Origin of the sequence: Pseudomonas sp. NPDC088429 (genome assembly GCF_044753305.1) — a bacterium.
GTDB classification, from domain to species: domain Bacteria; phylum Pseudomonadota; class Gammaproteobacteria; order Pseudomonadales; family Pseudomonadaceae; genus Aquipseudomonas; species Aquipseudomonas rustica.
In genome coordinates this window covers 1-19656 of record NZ_JBIVMX010000062.1, presented here as the reverse complement: position 1 = coordinate 19656, position 19656 = coordinate 1, and the positions used below count along the sequence as shown (strand labels likewise).

The following is a 19656-nucleotide window of genomic DNA, read 5'->3' as shown; positions in this document are numbered from 1 at the left end:
GTCAGCCATATCACCTCTCGTGTTTCTGTTTACGCCCCGCGTGCCTATAATGGCTGCCTTTTTCGCCCAATGATTTTGCGGAGCTGGTGATGGCCGAACGTAAGGCTTCTGTCGAGCGCGACACTCTGGAAACCCAGATCAAAGCCTCGATCAACCTTGATGGCACCGGAAAGGCCCGATTCGATATCGGTGTTCCTTTTCTTGAGCACATGCTGGATCAGATCGCCCGTCACGGGTTGATCGACCTGGATATTGAATGCAAGGGCGATCTGCATATCGACGACCACCATACGGTGGAAGACGTCGGTATCACCCTCGGCCAGGCATTTGCCAAAGCCATCGGCGATAAAAAAGGCATCCGTCGCTACGGTCATGCTTACGTGCCGCTCGATGAAGCGCTGTCACGCGTGGTCATCGACTTCTCCGGTCGTCCAGGCCTGCAGATGCACGTGCCGTACACCCGCGCCACCGTCGGTGGTTTCGACGTTGACCTGTTCCAGGAATTCTTCCAGGGCTTCGTCAACCATGCGTTGGTCAGCATGCACATCGATAACCTGCGTGGCACCAACACCCACCACCAGATCGAAACCGTGTTCAAGGCTTTCGGCCGCGCGCTGCGCATGGCCGTCGAGCTGGATGAGCGCATGGCCGGGCAAATGCCATCGACCAAAGGCGTTCTGTAATGCAGACGGTTGCAGTTATCGATTACGGCATGGGCAACCTGCACTCGGTGGCCAAGGCCCTCGAGCACGTCGGTGCCGGTAAAGTGCTGATCACCAGCGATGCGGCGGTGATTCGTGAAGCGGATCGCGTGGTGTTCCCCGGTGTTGGCGCGATTCGCGATTGCATGGCGGAGATCCGTCGCCTCGGTTTCGACTCGTTGGTGCGTGAAGTCAGCCAGGATCGTCCGTTCCTCGGCATCTGTGTCGGCATGCAAGCCTTGCTCGACAGCAGCGAAGAGAACGATGGCGTCGATTGCATCGGCCTGTTCCCTGGCGCGGTGAAGTTCTTCGGCAAAGACCTGCATGAAGACGGCGAACACCTGAAAGTCCCGCACATGGGCTGGAACGAAGTGCAGCAGAAGGTCAGCCACCCGCTGTGGCATGACATTCCGGACATGGCGCGTTTCTACTTCGTGCACAGCTACTACATCGCTGCCGCCAATGCGCGGCAGGTGGTTGGTGGCGGTCATTACGGTGTCGATTTCGCTGCGGCGCTGGCCGATGGTTCGCGCTTCGCCGTGCAGTTCCACCCGGAGAAAAGCCATACCCATGGCCTGCAGTTGCTGCAGAACTTCGCGGCGTGGGACGGTCGCTGGTAAATGGCCGCCAAGAAAACCAAACCGCCGATTCTGACCCTCACTCCCGAACAGGAGAACGAGGCCAATCGCAAGATTCAGCGGTTCATGGAAGACCGTTTCGAACTCGATCTGGGATCGTTCGAAGCGGGGGAAATTCTTGAGCTGTTTACCCGCGAAATTGCTCCGCACTATTACAACAGGGCGATTTTCGATGTGCAGACCCACCTCAAAGAGCGGTTTGAAAGCATCGAAAGCGACCTGTGGGCGCTCGAAAAAAATTAGGAGCAGCTGCAAGCCGCAAGCTTCAAGCTGCAAGAACTGGTACACCGCATGCTCGCAGCTAGTCGCTTGCAGCTTGCCGCTCTTTTGACGAAGGAAAAAGCATGCTGATTATTCCCGCTATCGATCTTAAAGACGGTGCCTGCGTACGTCTGCGCCAGGGCCGCATGGAAGATTCCACAGTGTTCTCCGATGACCCGGTGAGCATGGCTGCCAAGTGGGTGGAGGGCGGTTGCCGCCGTCTGCATCTGGTCGATCTGAACGGTGCGTTTGAAGGCCAGCCAGTCAACGGCGAAGTGGTCACCGCGATCGCCAAGCGTTACCCTACCCTGCCGATCCAGATCGGTGGCGGCATCCGTTCGCTGGAAACCATCGAACACTACGTCAAGGCTGGCGTGAGCTACGTGATCATTGGCACCAAAGCCGTGAAAGATCCGGCGTTCGTCGCTGAAGCCTGCCGCGCGTTCCCGGGCAAGATCATTGTCGGTCTGGACGCCAAAGACGGCTTCGTCGCCACTGATGGCTGGGCTGAAATCAGCACCGTGCAGGTCATCGACCTGGCCAAGCAGTTTGAAGCCGACGGCGTCTCCTCGATCGTTTATACCGACATCGCCAAAGACGGCATGATGCAGGGCTGCAACGTGCCGTTTACCGCTGCGCTGGCTGCCGCTACCAAGATCCCGGTGATCGCGTCCGGTGGCATCCACAATCTCGGTGACATCAAATCGCTGCTCGACGCCAAGGCGCCGGGCATCATCGGCGCCATCACGGGTCGTGCGATTTATGAGGGCACGCTGGATGTGGCAGAAGCCCAGGCTTTCTGCGATAGCTACGCGACCAGCTCCAAGCTGTAAGCTGCGAGCTGCAAGTTAGAAGCGCGACCGCGTCCGCTCTTTCTTGCAGCTTGAAGCTTGAAGCTTGCAACTCTTAATCGGAGATTAAGCATGGCTCTGGCCAAACGCATCATCCCTTGCCTGGACGTGGACAACGGCCGGGTCGTCAAAGGTGTGAAGTTCGAGAACATCCGCGACGCTGGTGACCCGGTAGAAATCGCCCGTCGCTATGACGAGCAGGGTGCCGACGAGATTACCTTTCTCGACATCACCGCCAGCGTCGATGGTCGCGACACCACGCTGCATACCGTCGAGCGCATGGCCAGCCAGGTGTTCATCCCGCTGACCGTCGGCGGTGGTGTGCGTACCGTGCAGGACATTCGTAATCTGCTGAATGCCGGTGCGGACAAGGTGTCGATCAACACCGCTGCCGTGTTCAATCCGGAATTCGTTGGCGAAGCCGCGCAGCATTTCGGCTCGCAGTGCATCGTCGTTGCCATCGACGCCAAGAAGGTTTCTGGCCCGGGCGAAACCCCGCGCTGGGAGATCTTCACCCACGGCGGGCGCAAGCCAACCGGTCTCGACGCGGTCGAGTGGGCGAAGAAAATGGAAGGCCTTGGCGCCGGCGAAATCCTGCTGACCAGCATGGATCAGGACGGCATGAAAAACGGTTTCGATCTCGGCGTGACCCGCGCGATCAGCGACGCGCTGGGCATTCCGGTGATTGCTTCCGGTGGCGTTGGCAATTTGCAGCACTTGGCTGACGGCATTCTCGAGGGCCACGCCAGCGCTGTGTTGGCGGCGAGTATTTTCCACTTCGGCGAATACACCGTGCAGGAAGCCAAGGCCTACATGGCTAAACGCGGCATCACGATGCGTTAAGCGTCAAAATCGATACAGGCCAGTGGACACCATGGCGCACCCAAGGCACTCTTGGGCACGCCATGGATTTCGGTAGCCCAACATGATCAAACGCCTGCTTCTAGTTCTCGCCAGCGCCTCTCTGTTGCTCATCAACACGGCCCGCGCCGAAACCAGTCCCGACACCGATCTGGTGCTCCTTACCGAAAACTTCCCGCCGTACAACATGGCGAAGAACGGCAAAAATTTCGCCCAAGGCGAAAACATCAACGGTATCGCCACCGACATCGTTCGGGAAATGTTCCAGCGTGCCGGCGTCACTTACAGCCTGACCCTGCGCTTTCCTTGGGAGCGCGTGTACAAGCTCGCCCTGGAAAATCCTGGTTACGGCGCCTTCGTGATGGCGCGCCTGCCGGATCGCGAAAAACTCTTTAAATGGGTCGGCCCGATCGGCCCGGATGACTGGATCCTTCTGGCCAAGGCTGACAGCAAGATCACCCTCGAAACCCTTGAGGACGCGCGCAAATACAAGATTGGCGCGTACAAGGGCGATGCAATTGCCGAGACACTGACCAAGCAGGGCTTGAAGCCGGTGGTGGTGTTGCGCGATCAGGACAACGCCAAGAAGCTGGTCAACGGGCAGATTGATTTGTGGGCGACGGGTGATCCGGCCGGGCGCTATCTGGCGCGACAGGATGGGGTGACGGGGCTGAAGACGGTGCTGCGCTTCAACAGCGCTGAACTGTATCTGGCGCTGAACAAGGACGTGCCGGAAGAAACCGTGAAGAAGCTGCAGGCCGCGCTGGATCAGATGCGCAAGGATGGTGTGGTGGATGACATCATGGGGCGGTATCTCTGATCCTTGCGCATATCCCGTGTAGGAGTGAGCCTGCTCGCGATAGCGTTTCATCAGTCGACACTTTAGTCGCCTGATCCACCGCTATCGCGAGCAGGCTCACTCCTACAGGGTTTAGCGGTAAACGCCATCCTTGCCGTGTGCTGCAGTCGCCTTGTTACTGCGCACGCTGATCATCTGCCGGATATCAATCCACTCAATCCCCTGAGCCTTCAGCTTCGGCAATTCGCGCTCCAGCACCGCCAGCGTCTGCGGATACGGATGCCCGATCATCACTGCCGAACCCTGCTTGTGCGCCAGGCTGATCGCCGTCTGCAACTGCGTGTAAATCGCCGCCTCAGTTCGCTCATCATCAAGAAACACATCCCGCGAAACGCTCGCCAGATCGATCTTCTGCGCCTGCTGTGCGGCGACGGTCTGCGCACTGGTGCGGCTGTCGACGAAAAACTTGTGGCGGCGCTGCAACTCGGCCATCAACCACGCCATCGCCACCGGTTGCGCAGTCATGCGGCTGCCCATGTGGTTGTTGATGCCAGCGGTGTAGGGGACCATTTTGAACGCAGCGTCGAGACGTTTTTGCAGTTCTTCGATCGGCAGTTCCGGGTGCCAGGCGTACGGTCCGGTGGCCGGGTCCATCGGCATGTGCAGGATGACGATTTTGCCGGCGCGATGGGCCTCGCGGGCAAATTCGGTGGCGTGCGGGGTGTCGGGCATGATCGCCGTGGTCACCGGGCCGGGCAGGGCCAGCACGCGGCGATCCCGGGGCAGGTTTTGCCCCAGGTCATCGATGATCAGACTCAGGTAGGCCTTGTGAGGCTTTGGGCTGACGGGCTCTGCGTGAGCAGCACCCGCCAGACAGCACAACAGAACGAAGACGAAACGCAAAGACATCCTCAACGGCCGGACGTAATGCTCAGCCCTTTGAGCAGGCTCAGGGCCTGGGCCAATTGGTAGTCATCATCCTGCGGCATGGCTTTAGGCTTGGCGCCCGAGCCGGTCGGTTTGTCGGCGCCGCCGTTGCCGTTGCCCAAGTGACCTTGCAGGTCGGCTTCTTTGAAGTAATCGCCGTCCGCCTCGTTGGTGATCTTCGCTTTGCGCACTTCGATGTCCGGGACGATGCCCTGCGCCTGAATCGAGCGGCCGTTTGGCGTGAAGTACAGCGCCGTGGTGATCTTCAGCGCGCGGTCGTTGTTCAGCGGCAGCACGGTTTGTACCGAGCCCTTGCCGAAACTGGTGGTGCCCATGACCACGGCGCGTTTCTGATCCTGCAAGGCGCCGGCGACGATTTCCGAGGCCGAGGCGCTGCCACCGTTGATCAACACCACCATTGGCACCGCTTCGCTTTCGTCTTTGCCGGTGGCGGAGAAGCGCAGTTCGGAGTTGGCGATGCGGCCCTTGGTGTAAACGATCAGGCCTTTGGTGATGAAATGGTCGACCACTTCCACCGCTGCCTGCAACACGCCGCCCGGGTTGTTACGCAGGTCGAGAATGATGCCGTTGAGCTTCTTGCCGTTGTCCTTGCGCAACTTGGCCAGAGCCTTGGAGACCTCTTCGCCGGTCTTGACCTGGAACTGGGTGATGCGGATGTACGCATAGCCGGTTTCCAGCAGCTGCGCCTTGACGCTCTTCACCTGAATCACTGCACGCGCAAGGGTCACGTCGAACGGCGTGCCGCCATCGCGCACCAGGGTCAGGGTGATTTTCTGGCCGATCTTGCCGCGCATTTTGTCGACGGCTTCGGTCATGGTCTGGCCGCGAGTCGGCTGGCCGTTGATCTTGACGATGAAGTCACCGGCCTGAATACCGGCCTTCGATGCCGGGGTGTCGTCGATTGGCGAGACGACTTTGATGAAGCCGTCTTCAGCGCCGACTTCGATACCCAGCCCGCCGAACTCACCGCTGGTGCTTTCCTGCAGTTCGGTAAAGTCCTCTGGGCCGAGGTAGGCCGAGTGCGGATCAAGGTTGCTGAGCATGCCCTTGATCGCGTTTTCCAGCAGGGTCTTGTCGTCCACCGGCTCGACGTAAGCGGCTTTGATCCGATCCATGACCTCGGCAAAGGTGCGCAACTCTTCCAGCGGCAACGGCGCCTTGGAGGTCGCGGCTGTGCCTGCCGGAGCGACGGCCGGAGCCGGTTGAGCGGCGAACGCCAGAGGCGCGCCGATCACCAGGGCGATCGTCAGGGCCAGCGAGGTAAGACGGGACAAATGCAGCATGTCGAACGAACTCCTAATGTAGGTGACTCAACGCCTATCCTTGCGCGCGGCACCATTGCGCCGGATCACTCGGGTGACCCTGCTGACGAATTGCGAAATACAGCGCTGATGTGTCCTGACCGCCACTGTTACCGACAGTGGAAATCGACTCACCGGCTTTGACCACATCACCTGCTGACTTGAGCAGCGTCTGGTTGTGACCGTAAAGACTCAAAAAACCGTTGCCGTGATCGAGGATCACCAGCAGCCCGGCGCCACGCAACCAGTCGGCGAACACCACGCGACCGCCGTGCACGGCATGCACCTGGCTGCCGGCGGCGGCGCTGATCATCACGCCATCCCACTTGGTACGGGCGTCGTCGCCACGGCTTTCACCGAAGCGCGCCAGTAGTCGACCATCAACCGGCCAAGGAAGTTTTCCCCGGGTTGCAGCAAAAGCGCCACCGAAGGTCTCGCCGCTGCTGGAAACCAGCGCGCCGGGCGTCGATTTGGCGGGTTTTCGTGGGGCGTCGGTGTTTTCCGCCTGCGCCTCACGCAAGCGCTTTTTTTCCGCTTCCTGCTGGGCGATCAGCGCTTTCTGCCGCGCTTCTTCTGCCTCACGGGCCTGACGGGCCAGGGTTTCTTCAATGGTTTTAAGGACTTTAGACAGGTCTGCCTGATCCTGCTCGCGTGCGGCGAGTTTCTGATCGCGGGCCTTTACGTCGTCATTGAGCTTGGCGAGTACCTGCTGACGTTCCTTGCGGACTTTTTCCAGTTCGTCGCGCTGGGTGTCGAGGCTGCTTTTCTGCACCAGCAATTGCGCCTGTTGCGCGGCGATGTCTTGTTCGACATTGGCCAGTTGGCGCAGGGTTTCGTTGAAGTTCTTCAACTGCTCCAGGCGAGCCTGGCTCAGGTAATCGTAATAGGTGAGGGTGCGGGCGAATTTCTCGGGATTCTGCTGGTTGAGCAGCAGCTTGAGGTATTCCTGCCGACCGTTCTGATAAGCCGCACGGGCCTGAATGGCGATCAGTCGCTGCTGTTCAGTGCGCGCGCTCTGGAGTTTTTTTTTCTCTGCATCGAGTCGCTGCAGCTCGGATTCGCTTTTCTGCAGTTCTTTCTGCAGTGCATCGACCTGCTTCTGCAGCTTGCCCAGCTCGGTTTCCGTGCCCTTGAGCTCTTTCTGCACGCCGGATTTTTCTTCCTGAACTTTGCCCAGCAGCTTTTTCAGCTCGGCAATGTCCTGACGCGTGGCGTCCAACTGCTGTTGGGTTTGCGCGCGCTCGTCAGCGAAGGCCGGTTGGAGCAGGCATGTCAGAGCAAGGGCGATCAGGACGCGAAGCATAGGGGCGGGCGGCACCAGGGTAAGGGACGGCCTAGTATGCCCGCCCGAGGCTGCAAAAAAAACGCCCAATTGGGGCTGTGTGATAACTGGCCTGAAAAACACTGCAAACCAATGTAGGAGTGAGCCTGCTCGCGATGGCTTACTGACATTCAACAGAGTAGTTGACTGTCAGATGGCTATCGCGAGCAGGCTCACTCCTACAGGGTTTTGCGGTGTTCTGGTGATCCGGATCAAACCAGGATAGAAGTGCCAGTCATCTCCGCCGGTTTTTCCAGACCCAGCAGCTTCAGCATGGTCGGTGCCACATCCGCCAGCACGCCGCCTTCACGCACTTTCAGATCACGCTTGCCGACATAAATGAACGGCACCGGCTCGGTGGTGTGCGCGGTGTGCGCCTGGTGGGTTTCTTCGTCGGCCATTTTTTCGACGTTGCCGTGGTCAGCCGTGATCAGTGCTTCACCGCCAACCTTTTCCAGTGCTTCAACGATGCGACCGACGCAAGTGTCGAGGCATTCAACCGCTTTCACCGCCGCGTCGAACACACCGCTGTGGCCGACCATGTCGCCGTTGGCGTAGTTGACCACGATCACGTCGAAACGCTGGTTTTCGATGGCTTCAACGATGCGGTCGGTGACTTCCGGCGCGCTCATTTCCGGCTGCAAGTCGTAAGTAGCGACTTTCGGCGACGGGATCAGAATGCGCTCTTCGCCCGGGAACGGCTCTTCACGACCACCGGAGAAGAAGAAGGTCACGTGCGCGTATTTCTCGGTTTCAGCGATGCGCAGCTGGGTTTTGCCATTCTTTGCCAAGTAATCGCCGAGCACGTTTTCCAGGCTGCCCGCGGCGAATGCCGACGGTGCCGGGATGCTTGCCGCGTATTGGGTCAGCATGACGAACCCGGCCAGTTTTGGCTGGCGTGCGCGCTCGAAATCCTTGAAATCGTCTTCGACGAATACGCGAGTCAACTCGCGGGCGCGGTCGGCGCGGAAGTTCATGAACACCACAGCGTCGCCGTCTTCAACTTTCACCGGCTCACCGATGGTCGTGGCTTTGACGAATTCGTCGCTCTCGCCGCGAGCGTAAGCCGCGTCGAGGCCTTCCTGCGCGGTGGCGGCGTTGAATTCGCTGTTGCCGTCGACGATCAGGTTGTAGGCCTGAGCGACGCGATCCCAGCGGTTGTCACGATCCATTGCGAAGTAACGGCCGATAATGCTGGCGATGCGGCCCTTGCCCAGTGCCTGGAAGGTTGCATCGAGTAATTCGATCGACGACGCAGCGCTTTTCGGCGGCGTATCGCGGCCATCAAGGAAAGCGTGCAGGTAGATTTTTTCAGCGCCGCGCTTGAAGGCCAGTTCGGCCATCGCGATCAGGTGATCCTGGTGGCTGTGCACGCCGCCATCGGAGAGCAGACCCATGAAGTGCACGGCTTTACCGGCGGCCACGGCTTTATCCACAGCGGCGCAGATGGTCGGATTCTCGAAGAATTCGCCGTCGCGGATCGACTTGGTCACGCGGGTGAAGTCCTGATACACCACGCGGCCGGCGCCGAGGTTCATGTGGCCGACTTCGGAGTTGCCCATCTGGCCGTCCGGCAGACCGACGTCCATGCCGCTGCCCGAGATCAAGCCGTTTGGCACGGTGGCCCACAGGCGATCAAGGACGGGCTTCTTCGCCGCAAATACGGCGTTGGATTCGGGGCTTTCGCTGTGACCGAAGCCGTCGAGAATCATCAGGACCAAAGGTTTAGGCGTGGTAGTCATGGAATCCACTCGTGGCTAATAAAGAAGAGGGCGATGGAAAAGGGAGTTGGAGTTTAAAGCTAAGTTCCGACCGCGTCACCGCCGGACGGGGTTTGGCCGACCATAGTGGCTGTGTATACTGGCCGACATTTTAACGCCCTGGAACCTCCTTCGATGGTTGCTCACCTGATTGAATTTGCCACTAACCACTACATTCTTGTCGGTATCTTCGTCGTACTGCTGGCTCTGCTGCTGGCGCACACGATGCAGGGCGGCGGTAAAAGCCTGAGCACCGGCGAACTGACTGCGCTGGTCAATAAAGACGCAGGCGTGGTGGTGGACATCCGTCCGGCCAAGGATTTCGCTGCCGGCCACATCGTTGGCGCGATCAACATTCCCCAGGACAAACTGGCTGCGCGCACCGCCGAGCTGGAAAAGCACAAGGCCAAGACCATCATTCTGGTCGACGCCCTGGGCCAGACCGCCGGCACCCACGCCCGCGAGCTGATGAAATCCGGCTTTACCGCCGCCAAGCTGTCCGGCGGGATCTCCAGCTGGAAAGGCGACAACCTGCCGCTGGTGAAATAAATGAGCGAAGTCATCGTCTACTCCAGCGACTACTGTCCTTATTGCTCCCGAGCCAAGTATTTGCTCGAGAACAAAGGCGTGGCCTTCAAAGAGATCAAGGTCGATGGCAAGCCGCAGGTGCGCGCCGAAATGGCCCAGAAAGCGGGGCGCACGTCCGTTCCGCAGATCTGGATCGGCAGCAAGCACATCGGCGGTTGTGATGATTTATTTGCCCTGGAGCGCGCCGGCAAACTCGACGCGCTGCTCAAGGCCTGAACGGCTGCACCCACGTACAGCACTCCCTAAAAGACCCAAGATCAGAAAGGATCTGAGATGACTGACCAACAGAACACTGCAGCCAGCGAAGAAGAAACCGCACCGCAATTCTCCTTGCAGCGCATCTATGTACGCGACCTGTCCTTCGAAGCCCCGAAAAGCCCGGCGATCTTCCGCCAGCAGTGGGATCCGGCGGTCGGTCTGGATCTGAACACTCGTCAGAAAGCGCTGGAAGGTGATTTCTACGAAGTCGTGCTGACCCTGTCCGTCACCGTGAAAAACGGTGAAGAAGTTGCTTTCATCGCTGAAGTGCAACAGGCCGGTATCTTCCTGATCAAGAACCTCGACGCGGCTTCGATGAGCCACACCCTGGGTGCGTTCTGCCCGAACATCCTGTTCCCGTACGCCCGCGAAACCCTGGACAGCCTGGTCACCCGTGGTTCGTTCCCGGCCCTGATGCTGGCTCCGGTGAACTTCGACGCCCTGTACGCGCAAGAACTTCAGCGCATGCAGGAAAGCGGCGAGACGCCAACCGTTCAGTAAACGGTCTGGGCTACAAAGAAAAAAAGCGCCGTAACAGGCGCTTTTTTCTTGGGCTGAAATACTCGTCTCATGTAGGAGCTGCCGCAGGCTGCGATCTTTTGATCTTGATCTTGAAAAGCAGGATCAAAAGATCGCAGCCTTCGGCAGCTCCTACAGTGGAGTCAGGAACTGCGGTTTTGTGGTGTTACTTGAAGTCGTTCTGGCGCCAGGCTTCGTACACGGCGACCGCCACGGTGTTGGACAGGTTCAGGCTACGGCAGCCTTCACGCATCGGCAGACGCAGGCGCTGATCCGGCGCAAGGGCGTCGAGCACTTCCGGCGGCAAGCCACGACTTTCCGGACCGAAGATGAACGCATCACCCGGGACAAACGCCGCATCATGAAACGGCCGCGAGCCCTTGGTTGTGAACGCATACACCCGAGGGTTGCCGATGCTTTCCAGGCAACTGGCGAGGTCGGCATGGCGCTGCAGCGTGGCATATTCGTGGTAGTCGAGACCGGCACGGCGCAAGCGCTTGTCGTCCATCTCGAAGCCCAGCGGTTCGATCAAATGCAGGTGGCAGCCGCTGTTGGCGCACAGCCTGATAACGTTGCCGGTATTCGGCGGAATTTCTGGTTGAAAAAGGATGACGTGAAACATGCACGGCTCCGAAGGTAAAGATGACGCGCATTCTACGCCGCAAGCAGACCGGCGTTCGAAACTATTCCCGCGAGTGATCGGTTCGCTGGCGATTGTCGGCATGATGATCGGCTTGATGATTGGTCGTCTGACCACGCCGGATCCCAGTGTGCTACAGCAAGTCGAAGTGACTGACGGCGGTTTGGTGGTGTGGTTCAACAACGAGCCGAAGCTGCACGGTGAGATCATCGATGGCACCGTGGCGCTGCTGTTTCAGGCCGAAGGACGGGCGCAGAAAGGCCAGCTCAAGCTCAAAGGTAAGGACGTGAACTGGCGGACGCGATCGAGTGACGGAGGGTTGTTGCTGACGGTGCTGGCGGCGCGGCCGCTGCAGGGAGACTGGGCCGGCAGCAAGGTCGATGACCGCTGGCGGCTGGAGATCCATCTCCGCGAGTAATAAAAGCGGGAATCCCTGACCTGCCTGTATCAGGGTTCCCAAAACGGGGTGGACTTCGCGTATCGCGTCGGTCCGGTGTAAAGAGGGAACCCCCGGCCTGCCTGTACCAAGGATCCCAAAAGGGTGGGCGCATCGCGTGGCGATCTGCGCCCGGTGTAAAGAGGGGAATCCCCGGCCTGCCTGTACCAAGGTCCCCGAAACGGGTGGTGAAACGAATCACCTGTAAGAGGTATTGCAGGGCGCGTGCCAGGTTTTAATTTGTTGAAACAAAAAAGCTGAGCAGAAACGCGAAAGCCCCGGGATTCGGGGCTTTCGTGTTTTTTGAAGGCTGAGCTTTTAAGGTTTTGAGGTGGTCTTTCGAAAGACTGGCAGTGCCCGATCACAGGTCATCGTGCATCCATGCGGTGCACAGTGGCCTCAAAAGCATCGCGAGCAGGCTCACTCCTACAGGGGAGCGCATTCCAACTGTAGGAGTGAGCCTGCTCGCGATTGGTCTGACGTTCAGCGAAGAACTTGGGGTTTAACCCTCATCCCCCTCATCCTCATCCGCCCCATCAACCTTCATCCCCAATTCCTTGATCTTGCGCGTCAGGGTATTACGCCCCCAACCCAGCAACACCGCCGCATCACGGCGACGTCCGGCCGTGTGCTTCAGCGCCGTCTCGATCATGATTCGCTCAAACGCCGGCACCGCGCTGTCGAGCAAACTCGACTGGCCGCGCGCCAAGGCTTGGTCGGCCCACTGGCGCAGCGCCTGCTCCCAATTGGTCACTGGCGCCGAATCCTGCGGCAGGTTCAGCAGTTCCGGCGGCAGGTCGCTGATGTGCACTTCGCGCCCGGACGCCATCACCGTGATCCAGCGGCAGGTGTTCTCCAACTGACGCACGTTGCCGCCCCACGGCAGGTTTTTCAGGTATTCCTCGGTCTCGCTTTTCAGCAGCTTCGGCTCGACCGCCAGTTCCTGCGCGGCGCGGCTGAGGAAATGCTTGGCCAGGGTCGGGATGTCTTCGCGACGATCCGACAGGCGCGGGATGTGGATGCGGATCACGTTGAGGCGATGGAACAAGTCTTCACGGAATTTGCCGGCGTGCACCAGGGTTTCCAGATTCTGGTGCGTCGCGGCGATGATGCGCACGTCGACCTTGACCGGCACATGCCCGCCAACGCGATAGAACTCGCCGTCGGCCAGAACCCGCAGCAAACGGGTTTGCGTATCTGCCGGCATGTCGCCGATTTCATCGAGGAACAGCGTGCCGCCGTCAGCCTGTTCAAAGCGGCCGCGACGCAAATTCGCCGCGCCGGTGAACGCGCCTTTCTCATGGCCGAACAGCTCGGACTCCATCAGATCCTTGGGAATCGCCGCCATGTTCAGCGCGATAAACGGCGAAGCCGCGCGCGGGCTGTGGCGGTGCAGGGCGTGGGCGACCAGTTCTTTGCCGGTGCCGGATTCGCCATTGATCAGCACGGTGATGTTGGAGTGGCTCAACCGCCCGATGGCGCGAAACACTTCCTGCATCGCCGGCGCTTCGCCGATGATTTCCGGGGTGCGGGTCAGCGCTGGTACGACTTCCAGGCCTTGCTGCTCTTGCGCGTGTTGGTTGGCGCGCTTGACCAGCGACACCGCTTCATCAACGTCGAACGGCTTCGGCAGGTACTCGAACGCGCCGCCCTGATACGAGGCGACAGCGCTGTCCAGATCGGAGTGAGCGGTCATGATGATGACCGGCAACCGTGGGTGCTGCTCGCGAATCCGCGCCAACAGATCCAGACCGCTGGCCCCCGGCATACGGATGTCGGAAATGATCACGTCAGGCTGCTGACGGGCCAGCCGACTCATCACGCCATCGGCGCTGTCGAAGCTCTGAGTGGTCATGCCTTCCTGCTGCAAGGCCTTTTCCAGAACCCAACGGATAGAACGGTCGTCATCGACGATCCACACGGTTTCACTACGGCTCATGTCGATGTGGCTCCTTGTTCCAGTGGCAGAAAGATCGAGAAGGTGGTGTGGCCTGGATGGCTGTCACATTCGATCAGGCCCTGGTGCTGGCTGATGATGTTCTGGGTAATGGCCAGGCCGAGTCCGGTACCGTCCGGGCGTCCGCTGACCATGGGAAAGAAAATGGTTTCTTGAAGTTCCGCGGGGATCCCCGGGCCGTTGTCGATGATCTCGATCTTGGTCACCAGACGATGGCGGACGTGGCCGATGGTGAACTGGCGCATGGCGCGTGTGCGCAGGCTGATGCGGCCCAGACGCAGCTCGTTCTGGCTGCTGATCGCCTGCATCGCGTTGCGCACGATATTCAGCACCGCCTGAATCATTTGTTCGCGGTCGATCAGCACGTCGGGAATGCTTGGGTCGTAATCGCGCACCAAGGTGATGCAGCCCTGACTTTCCGCTTCGACCAGATGGCAGACGCGTTCCAGCACTTCGTGAATGTTGCACATCGCCAGTGACGGCAACTTGTTCGAGCCGAGCATGCGGTCGACCAGATTGCGCAGGCGATCGGCCTCTTCAATGATCACGTTGGTGTAATCGCGCAGGCTTTCTTCCGGCAGTTCGCGGGCGAGCAATTGCGCGGCGCCACGGATGCCGCCGAGGGGATTCTTGATTTCGTGGGCGAGGCCGCGTACCAGCATTTTGCTGGTTTCCTGTTTGGAAATTTGCGCCTCTTCCTTGGTGATCCGCAGCAAGCGATCACGCGGATGCACTTCCAGCAGGAGCATGGTCGCACCGTTACTGAGGATCGGCGTCACCGCGTAATCCACGGTCAAGGTCTGGCCGGTGAGGGCGGTGAGCATCGCTTCGCGCTTGGTGAACGGGTGCGCCTGCTCTACCGCTTGGCGCAACGAATTCAGCGCTTCGGTGGATTCAGTGAACAGCTCGCTGATGAATTGCCCATGGCTACGCTGCCCGCTGATGGCGAGCAGCATCTCCGCCGCCGGGTTCATGTACTCGAGGCGCAATTCAGCGTCGAGCAGGATCGTGGCGGTGGTCAGGTTGTCGAGCAGCAAACGGTGGATTGCGTCGCTAATGGTCATCGGAGCCTCTTTTGGGGGCGGAGCGTGCGCAACAAGCAAGCGTCGGTGAACTGAAAATGCAAAAACCAAACCAAGGCTCTGAAAAGAAGCGCTTAACCCCTGAAACAGGCGTTTGACGCTCGTTTACGTGGCACTGGGCCAGCTCTCGCGGGTAGTTTCGAACCAAAATGGGTTGGAATGTGAGTACGGTGCAGGCTATTGCACCAATATAGTGCGCAATGCTGAGCGGCGTTAGAAGAAACGCAGGAAGGGGTTTTTCGGCTCGGGCGGTTTGTCTTTCAAAGGGCATTCCGGGCGTACGCCGTAGTCGTCGGCGACGCAGGGTTTGACCTGGCGTTTCTGCGCGAGGGAAATGCGCAACATGTGGAACGGCTGGTTGGCGGTGCGCTCGACAGTGCGGCCCTCCAAGTCGAGGATTTCAACCGAGAGATTGTGGCTGCCGCGATCAATGTTGTTCAGCGGGAACACAGGGCTCAGGCCGGGTTCGCCGGTGGCCTGGCCGTCCAGTAATAGACGATAGCGGTGACCGCGTTGCAGGCCGGGTTCGCTGGTGACGCTGACGATGATTTCGCCGGCGCTGCTGCGAATCGTGGCATCGGGTTCGGGCACCAGAATGCGCAGCATGTCGTAGTGGAAGGGTGGTTGTTCCGGGGATTTTTTTGCGGTGGTGATCGGTGCGGCAGCGGTTGGATTGGCGGACATGCGATTGCTGGTCGCGATCGGTACGCGCTTGGCGTTGCTGCGCGGTTGATCGGTGTAGACGCGGTTACCTTGCGAATCAATGTAAGTGAACACCTCGGCTGAGGCCTGCAGTGTCACCAGCGCCATCGCGACGATCAGCCATGCGCGGATCATGGCGTGTGCACCCGCTGTACGCTGAGGGCGACTGGCGGGCTCTGTTGAATGATCGTCTGGCCGTCGATGACCTGCACGGCGAGACGATGTTCGCCGCGATCGACGTTGACCAATTGCAGGATCGGCACATTGCTTGGCTGGCCGTAGGGTTCGTCATCGAGTACCAGCCTTAATTGATGCGGCGGTTGCAGCCGCGGCTTGATCAGCACGTTGACGGTGAAGGTGCCGTTGTTCGCGCGCAGGGCTTCTTCGGTGGGCAGCCCGGCGAGTTCGAGGATGTCGTAGGCGTTGCGCTGAGGTTTACGGTTGTCGCTGACGGGCGCAGGGGGTGCGCTCGGCGCTTGCGGCTCGACGCGATTGAGCGGCGGCAACTCCACGGGCTGCGCCTGTACGCCGTCCGGCGAGTGATCGCTGTAGACCGTGTTGCCGTTGGCATCGGTGTACTTGTAGATCTGCGCGGCGGCGGGCAGGGCGATCAACAATAGAATGTAGAGAAAGGTGCGACCCATGAAATCGACCGGGATTGAAAGCGATGGGGTGCAGCATAGGTCAGGGTGGGCGAGAGGCCCAAGCTGTTAACAATTGGAATTGAAAAGCAAAGTCAAAAGATCGCAGCCTTCGGCAGCTCCTACAGGGATCGATGTAGGAGCTGCCGAAGGCTGCGATCTTTTGATCTGCAATAAAAAAGGCCTCCCGAAGGAGGCCTCTTTCACTCACGCCACGGAGCGCGGCGCTACCGGATCAGCAGCTGTAGTACAGCTCATATTCCAGTGGGTGTACAAAGGTGCGAACCTTGATTTCTTCTTCCGATTTCAGCGCGATGTAAGCGTCGATGAAGTCGTCGGAGAATACGCCGCCCTTGGTCAGGAACGCGCGGCCCTTGTCCAGCTCTTCCAGGGCTTCTTTCAGGCTGCCGCAAACTTGTGGGATCTCTTTCGCCTCTTCAGGCGGCAGGTCGTACAGGTTTTTGTCAGCAGCGTCGCCAGGGTGGATCTTGTTCTGGATACCGTCCAGACCAGCCATCAGCAGTGCTGCGAAGGCCAGGTACGGGTTGGCAGCCGGATCCGGGAAGCGGGCTTCGATACGGCGGGCTTTCGGGCTCGACACGTAAGGAATACGGATCGAAGCGGAACGGTTGCGAGCCGAGTAGGCCAGCATGACCGGAGCTTCGAAGCCTGGTACCAGACGCTTGTACGAGTTGGTAGCCGGGTTGGTGAAGCCGTTCAGGGCCTTACCGTGTTTGATGATGCCGCCGATGAAGTACAGAGCGGTATCGGACAGGCCGGCATAGCCTTCACCTGCGAAGGTGTTTTTGCCGTCTTTCCAGATCGACATGTGTACGTGCATGCCCGAACCGTTGTCGCCGTACAGTGGCTTCGGCATGAAGGTCGCGGTGCGGCCGTAAGCGTCAGCAACGTTGTGTACAACGTACTTCAGGGTTTGGGTTTCGTCAGCTTTCTTCACCAGGGTGTTGAACTTGACGCCGATTTCGTTCTGGCCGGCAGTCGCCACTTCGTGGTGGTGAACTTCAACGGTCAGGCCCATTTCTTCCAGTGCGTTGCACATGGAGGTACGGATTTCGTGGTCGTGGTCGAACGGTGGAACCGGGAAGTAGCCGCCTTTGACGCCTGGACGGTGACCCTTGTTGCCGCCTTCGATGTCCTGGTCGGACATCCACGAACCTTGCTCGGAGTAGATCTTGAACATCGAGCCGGAGATGTCCGACTTGAATTTCACCGAGTCAAAGATGAAGAATTCTGGCTCTGGACCGGCGAATACGGTGTCACCGATACCGGTGGCTTTCAGGTGTTCTTCGGCGCGCTTGGCGATCGCACGTGGGTCGCGGTCGTAGCCTTGCATGCTCGAAGGTTCGATGATGTCGCACACCAGGATCAGGGTGGCGTCTTCGGTGAACGGGTCGAGAACGGCAGTTTCGTCAACCGGCATCAGGATCATGTCGGAGGCTTCGATGCCTTTCCAGCCAGCGATGGAGGAGCCGTCGAACATTTTGCCGACTTCGAAGAAGTCGTCGTCCAAAGCATCGCGAGCCGGCATGGTCACGTGGTGCTGAGTACCTTTGGTGTCCGTGAAGCGCAGATCAATCCACTTGACGTCATGATCTTTGATGAGTTGAACCGTCTTCGACATATGTCCTCCGGGTGGCTTCGGGCTTGGTAGTGGATGCCCTTAAATGTGGGTGATGCCGGCGCGAATACTCTGCCAAGGCAACCTGCCTCACAAGGGAGCAAATTGCATGCCAGTGCCCCAGCATGGGTTTTTTGCCCCAAATTCACGCTTATTAAGGTGCAAAGCGTCTTAATGCTGCAAATCTCGCCCCCTAATGTAGCGTCTTCAATCGAAAATGACCCGTTTTGGTGCAGGCAAAACCTTCTGCACATTAACTGGTTAAACCTTGAGCAATTTCCGCTATAATCCGCGCCCCCCTTTTTCGGCTGGCCGTTCGCGCGCTGTTTTCATGAAACTAATCGTAAAAGTCTTCCCCGAGATCACCCTCAAAAGCCGACCTGTCCGGACGAAATTCATCCGCCAGTTGGCCAAGAACATCCGCACCGTGCTCCGCGACCTGGACCCGGCCGTGGTGGTGAACGGTGTGTGGGACAATCTCGAGCTGGAAACCCGCATTACCGACGCCAAAGCCTTGAAAGAGATGGGTGAGCGCCTGACCTGTATGCCGGGCATCGCGCACTTTCTGCAGATCGACGAGTACCCGCTGGGCGACTTCGACGACATCACCGAGAAGTGCAAAGAGCACTACGGCGATGCGCTGGCCGGGAAGATCTTTTCGGTGCGTTGCAAGCGTGCCGGCAAGCACGCGTTCAGCTCGATGGACGTGGAAAAATACGTCGGCAGCAAGCTGCGTCGTGAGTGCGGTGCTGCCGGGATTGACCTGAAATCGCCGGAAATCGAAGTCCGTATCGAAGTTCGCGACAAACGGTTGTTTGTGATTCACAGCCAGCACAACGGCATCGGCGGTTACCCGCTCGGCGCCCTTGAGCAGACGCTGGTATTGATGTCCGGCGGCTTTGACTCGACCGTTGCGGCCTACCAGATCATTCGTCGCGGCCTGATGACCCACTTCTGTTTCTTCAATCTGGGCGGTCGCGCCCATGAATTGGGCGTTATGGAAGTCGCGCATTTCATCTGGAAGAAGTACGGCAGCTCGCAACGCGTGCTATTTGTCAGTGTTCCGTTCGAAGAAGTTCTCGGCGAAATTCTCGGCAAAGTCGATAACAGTCATATGGGCGTCGTATTGAAGCGTATGATGTTGCGCGCGGCGTCCAACATCGCTGACCGCCTGCAGATCGAAGCGCTGGTCACTGGCGAGGCGATCTCCCAGGTGTCGAGCCAGACGTTGCCGAACCTGTCGGTGATCGACTGCGTGACCGACAAGCTTGTCCTGCGCCCGCTGATCGTGGCGCACAAGCAGGACATCATCGACACGGCCAATGAAATCGGCACCGCCGATTTCGCCCGGCACATGCCGGAATACTGCGGGGTCATTTCGGTCAACCCGAAGACCGCCGCCAAACGCGGTCGCGTTGAGCACGAAGAGAAAGAATTCGACATGGCGGTGCTCGAGCGTGCGCTCGAAAACGCCAAACTGGTGCCGATCGATCGCGTGATCGACGAATTGGGCCAGGACGTACAGATTGAAGAAGTCAGCGAAGCACTGGCCGGCCAGATCGTGATCGACATCCGTCACCCGGATGCCGCCGAGGATGAGCCGCTGGAACTCGCTGGCGTAGAAGTACAGACGATGCCGTTCTACGCAGTGAACGCTCGTTTCAAGGAGCTGGATCCGACTCGCCAGTACCTGCTGTATTGAGAAAAAGTCTTTATTAGTGTCATTGTTGTTCATCTTTTTTTCAGTTTGTTT

20 protein-coding genes and 1 pseudogene are annotated in these 19656 nt (G+C 59.1%); 11 read left to right on the top strand and 10 right to left on the bottom strand.

The annotated features are described in order from the left end of the window. Positions 1-89: 89 nt before the first annotated feature. From hisB to ACIP66_RS23305, 6 genes are all read left to right on the top strand, one after another. Positions 90-683 carry an imidazoleglycerol-phosphate dehydratase HisB gene (gene hisB, locus ACIP66_RS23330; protein WP_042557195.1) on the top strand — a complete coding sequence of 198 codons (594 nt, stop codon included), beginning with the start codon at positions 90-92 and terminating at the stop codon, positions 681-683. Next, positions 683-1321 carry an imidazole glycerol phosphate synthase subunit HisH gene (gene hisH, locus ACIP66_RS23325; protein ID WP_053116587.1) on the top strand — a complete coding sequence of 213 codons (639 nt, stop codon included), beginning with the start codon at positions 683-685 and terminating at the stop codon, positions 1319-1321. The genes hisB and hisH overlap by 1 nt, the downstream gene beginning before the upstream one ends. Continuing rightward, positions 1322-1582 (top strand): DUF2164 domain-containing protein, encoded by a 261-nt coding sequence (locus ACIP66_RS23320; RefSeq protein ID WP_053116588.1) that lies wholly within the window; start codon positions 1322-1324, stop codon positions 1580-1582. 101 nt (positions 1583-1683) lie between these two features. Then, positions 1684-2433, top strand: a complete 750-nt coding sequence (gene hisA, locus ACIP66_RS23315) for a 1-(5-phosphoribosyl)-5-[(5-phosphoribosylamino)methylideneamino]imidazole-4-carboxamide isomerase (RefSeq protein ID WP_053116589.1) — start codon at positions 1684-1686, stop codon at positions 2431-2433. Between the two features lie 90 nt (positions 2434-2523). Further along, a complete protein-coding gene (hisF, locus tag ACIP66_RS23310) occupies positions 2524-3294 on the top strand; it encodes an imidazole glycerol phosphate synthase subunit HisF (protein WP_053116590.1) in 771 nt (256 codons plus the stop codon). A gap of 82 nt (positions 3295-3376) precedes the next feature. Then, a complete protein-coding gene (locus tag ACIP66_RS23305; RefSeq protein WP_053116591.1) occupies positions 3377-4132 on the top strand; it encodes an ABC transporter substrate-binding protein in 756 nt (251 codons plus the stop codon). A gap of 111 nt (positions 4133-4243) precedes the next feature. Here ACIP66_RS23305 and ACIP66_RS23300 read toward each other — a convergent pair whose 3' ends face one another. The 4 genes from ACIP66_RS23300 to gpmI all read right to left on the bottom strand — a co-directional run bounded on the left by ACIP66_RS23300 (position 4244) and on the right by gpmI (position 9423). Beyond that, positions 4244-5020, bottom strand: coding sequence for a divergent polysaccharide deacetylase family protein (locus tag ACIP66_RS23300; protein ID WP_400651204.1), 777 nt, complete (start codon positions 5018-5020; stop codon positions 4244-4246). A 2-nt stretch (positions 5021-5022) separates the two neighbouring features. Then, positions 5023-6342 carry a S41 family peptidase gene (locus ACIP66_RS23295; protein WP_053116593.1) on the bottom strand — a complete coding sequence of 440 codons (1320 nt, stop codon included), beginning with the start codon at positions 6340-6342 and terminating at the stop codon, positions 5023-5025. A gap of 34 nt (positions 6343-6376) precedes the next feature. Then, on the bottom strand, positions 6377-7663 hold the full coding sequence (locus ACIP66_RS23290) for a murein hydrolase activator EnvC (RefSeq protein ID WP_053116594.1): 1287 nt from the start codon (positions 7661-7663) through the stop codon (positions 6377-6379). Between the two features lie 230 nt (positions 7664-7893). Continuing rightward, a complete protein-coding gene (gene gpmI, locus ACIP66_RS23285) occupies positions 7894-9423 on the bottom strand; it encodes a 2,3-bisphosphoglycerate-independent phosphoglycerate mutase (RefSeq protein ID WP_053116595.1) in 1530 nt (509 codons plus the stop codon). Positions 9424-9576: 153 nt separating this feature from the next. Here gpmI and ACIP66_RS23280 point away from each other — a divergent pair, with 153 nt between their 5' ends. Genes ACIP66_RS23280 through secB form a run of 3 tightly spaced genes read left to right on the top strand, consistent with a single transcriptional unit; the run spans position 9577 to position 10788 of the window. After that, on the top strand, positions 9577-9990 hold the full coding sequence (locus tag ACIP66_RS23280; protein WP_008080560.1) for a rhodanese-like domain-containing protein: 414 nt from the start codon (positions 9577-9579) through the stop codon (positions 9988-9990). Beyond that, positions 9991-10245: a glutaredoxin 3 gene (gene grxC / locus ACIP66_RS23275; RefSeq protein WP_007909231.1), complete on the top strand. Its 255-nt coding sequence runs from the start codon at positions 9991-9993 to the stop codon at positions 10243-10245. It begins immediately after the preceding gene. 57 nt (positions 10246-10302) lie between these two features. Next, the gene (gene secB, locus ACIP66_RS23270) at positions 10303-10788 is read left to right on the top strand and encodes a protein-export chaperone SecB (protein WP_016772114.1); all 486 of its coding nucleotides are present in this window, start codon (positions 10303-10305) and stop codon (positions 10786-10788) included. Positions 10789-10972: 184 nt separating this feature from the next. On the opposite strand, the gene ACIP66_RS23265 is transcribed toward secB, so the two are convergent. Beyond that, positions 10973-11428 (bottom strand): tRNA (cytidine(34)-2'-O)-methyltransferase, encoded by a 456-nt coding sequence (locus tag ACIP66_RS23265; RefSeq protein WP_282358464.1) that lies wholly within the window; start codon positions 11426-11428, stop codon positions 10973-10975. Here ACIP66_RS23265 and ACIP66_RS23260 point away from each other — a divergent pair. Further along, the gene (locus tag ACIP66_RS23260; RefSeq protein ID WP_400651198.1) at positions 11427-11864 is read left to right on the top strand and encodes a hypothetical protein; all 438 of its coding nucleotides are present in this window, start codon (positions 11427-11429) and stop codon (positions 11862-11864) included. The two genes, ACIP66_RS23265 and ACIP66_RS23260, sit on opposite strands and share 2 nt — an antisense overlap. Before the next feature lie 520 nt (positions 11865-12384). Here the strand turns inward: ACIP66_RS23260 and ntrC are convergent. From ntrC to glnA, 5 genes are all read right to left on the bottom strand, one after another. Further along, complete coding sequence (gene ntrC / locus ACIP66_RS23255; RefSeq protein ID WP_053116599.1) at positions 12385-13821, bottom strand: nitrogen regulation protein NR(I); 1437 nt, start codon at positions 13819-13821, stop codon at positions 12385-12387. Next, a complete protein-coding gene (glnL, locus tag ACIP66_RS23250; protein WP_053116600.1) occupies positions 13818-14903 on the bottom strand; it encodes a nitrogen regulation protein NR(II) in 1086 nt (361 codons plus the stop codon). The genes ntrC and glnL overlap by 4 nt, the downstream gene beginning before the upstream one ends. A 231-nt stretch (positions 14904-15134) precedes the next feature. After that, entirely contained in the window at positions 15135-15758 is a 624-nt protein-coding gene (locus ACIP66_RS23245) for a DUF4124 domain-containing protein (RefSeq protein WP_282358463.1), read from the bottom strand. Continuing rightward, positions 15755-16267, bottom strand: a complete 513-nt coding sequence (locus tag ACIP66_RS23240) for a DUF4124 domain-containing protein (RefSeq protein ID WP_400651195.1) — start codon at positions 16265-16267, stop codon at positions 15755-15757. The genes ACIP66_RS23245 and ACIP66_RS23240 overlap by 4 nt, the downstream gene beginning before the upstream one ends. A gap of 232 nt (positions 16268-16499) precedes the next feature. Continuing rightward, a complete protein-coding gene (gene glnA, locus ACIP66_RS23235) occupies positions 16500-17906 on the bottom strand; it encodes a type I glutamate--ammonia ligase (RefSeq protein WP_008080570.1) in 1407 nt (468 codons plus the stop codon). Between the two features lie 328 nt (positions 17907-18234). On the opposite strand from glnA, the pseudogene thiI reads away from it, so the two are divergent. Next, positions 18235-19602 (top strand): annotated as a pseudogene (gene thiI, locus ACIP66_RS23230) (tRNA uracil 4-sulfurtransferase ThiI); the annotation flags it as partial. Positions 19603-19656 lie beyond the last annotated feature (54 nt).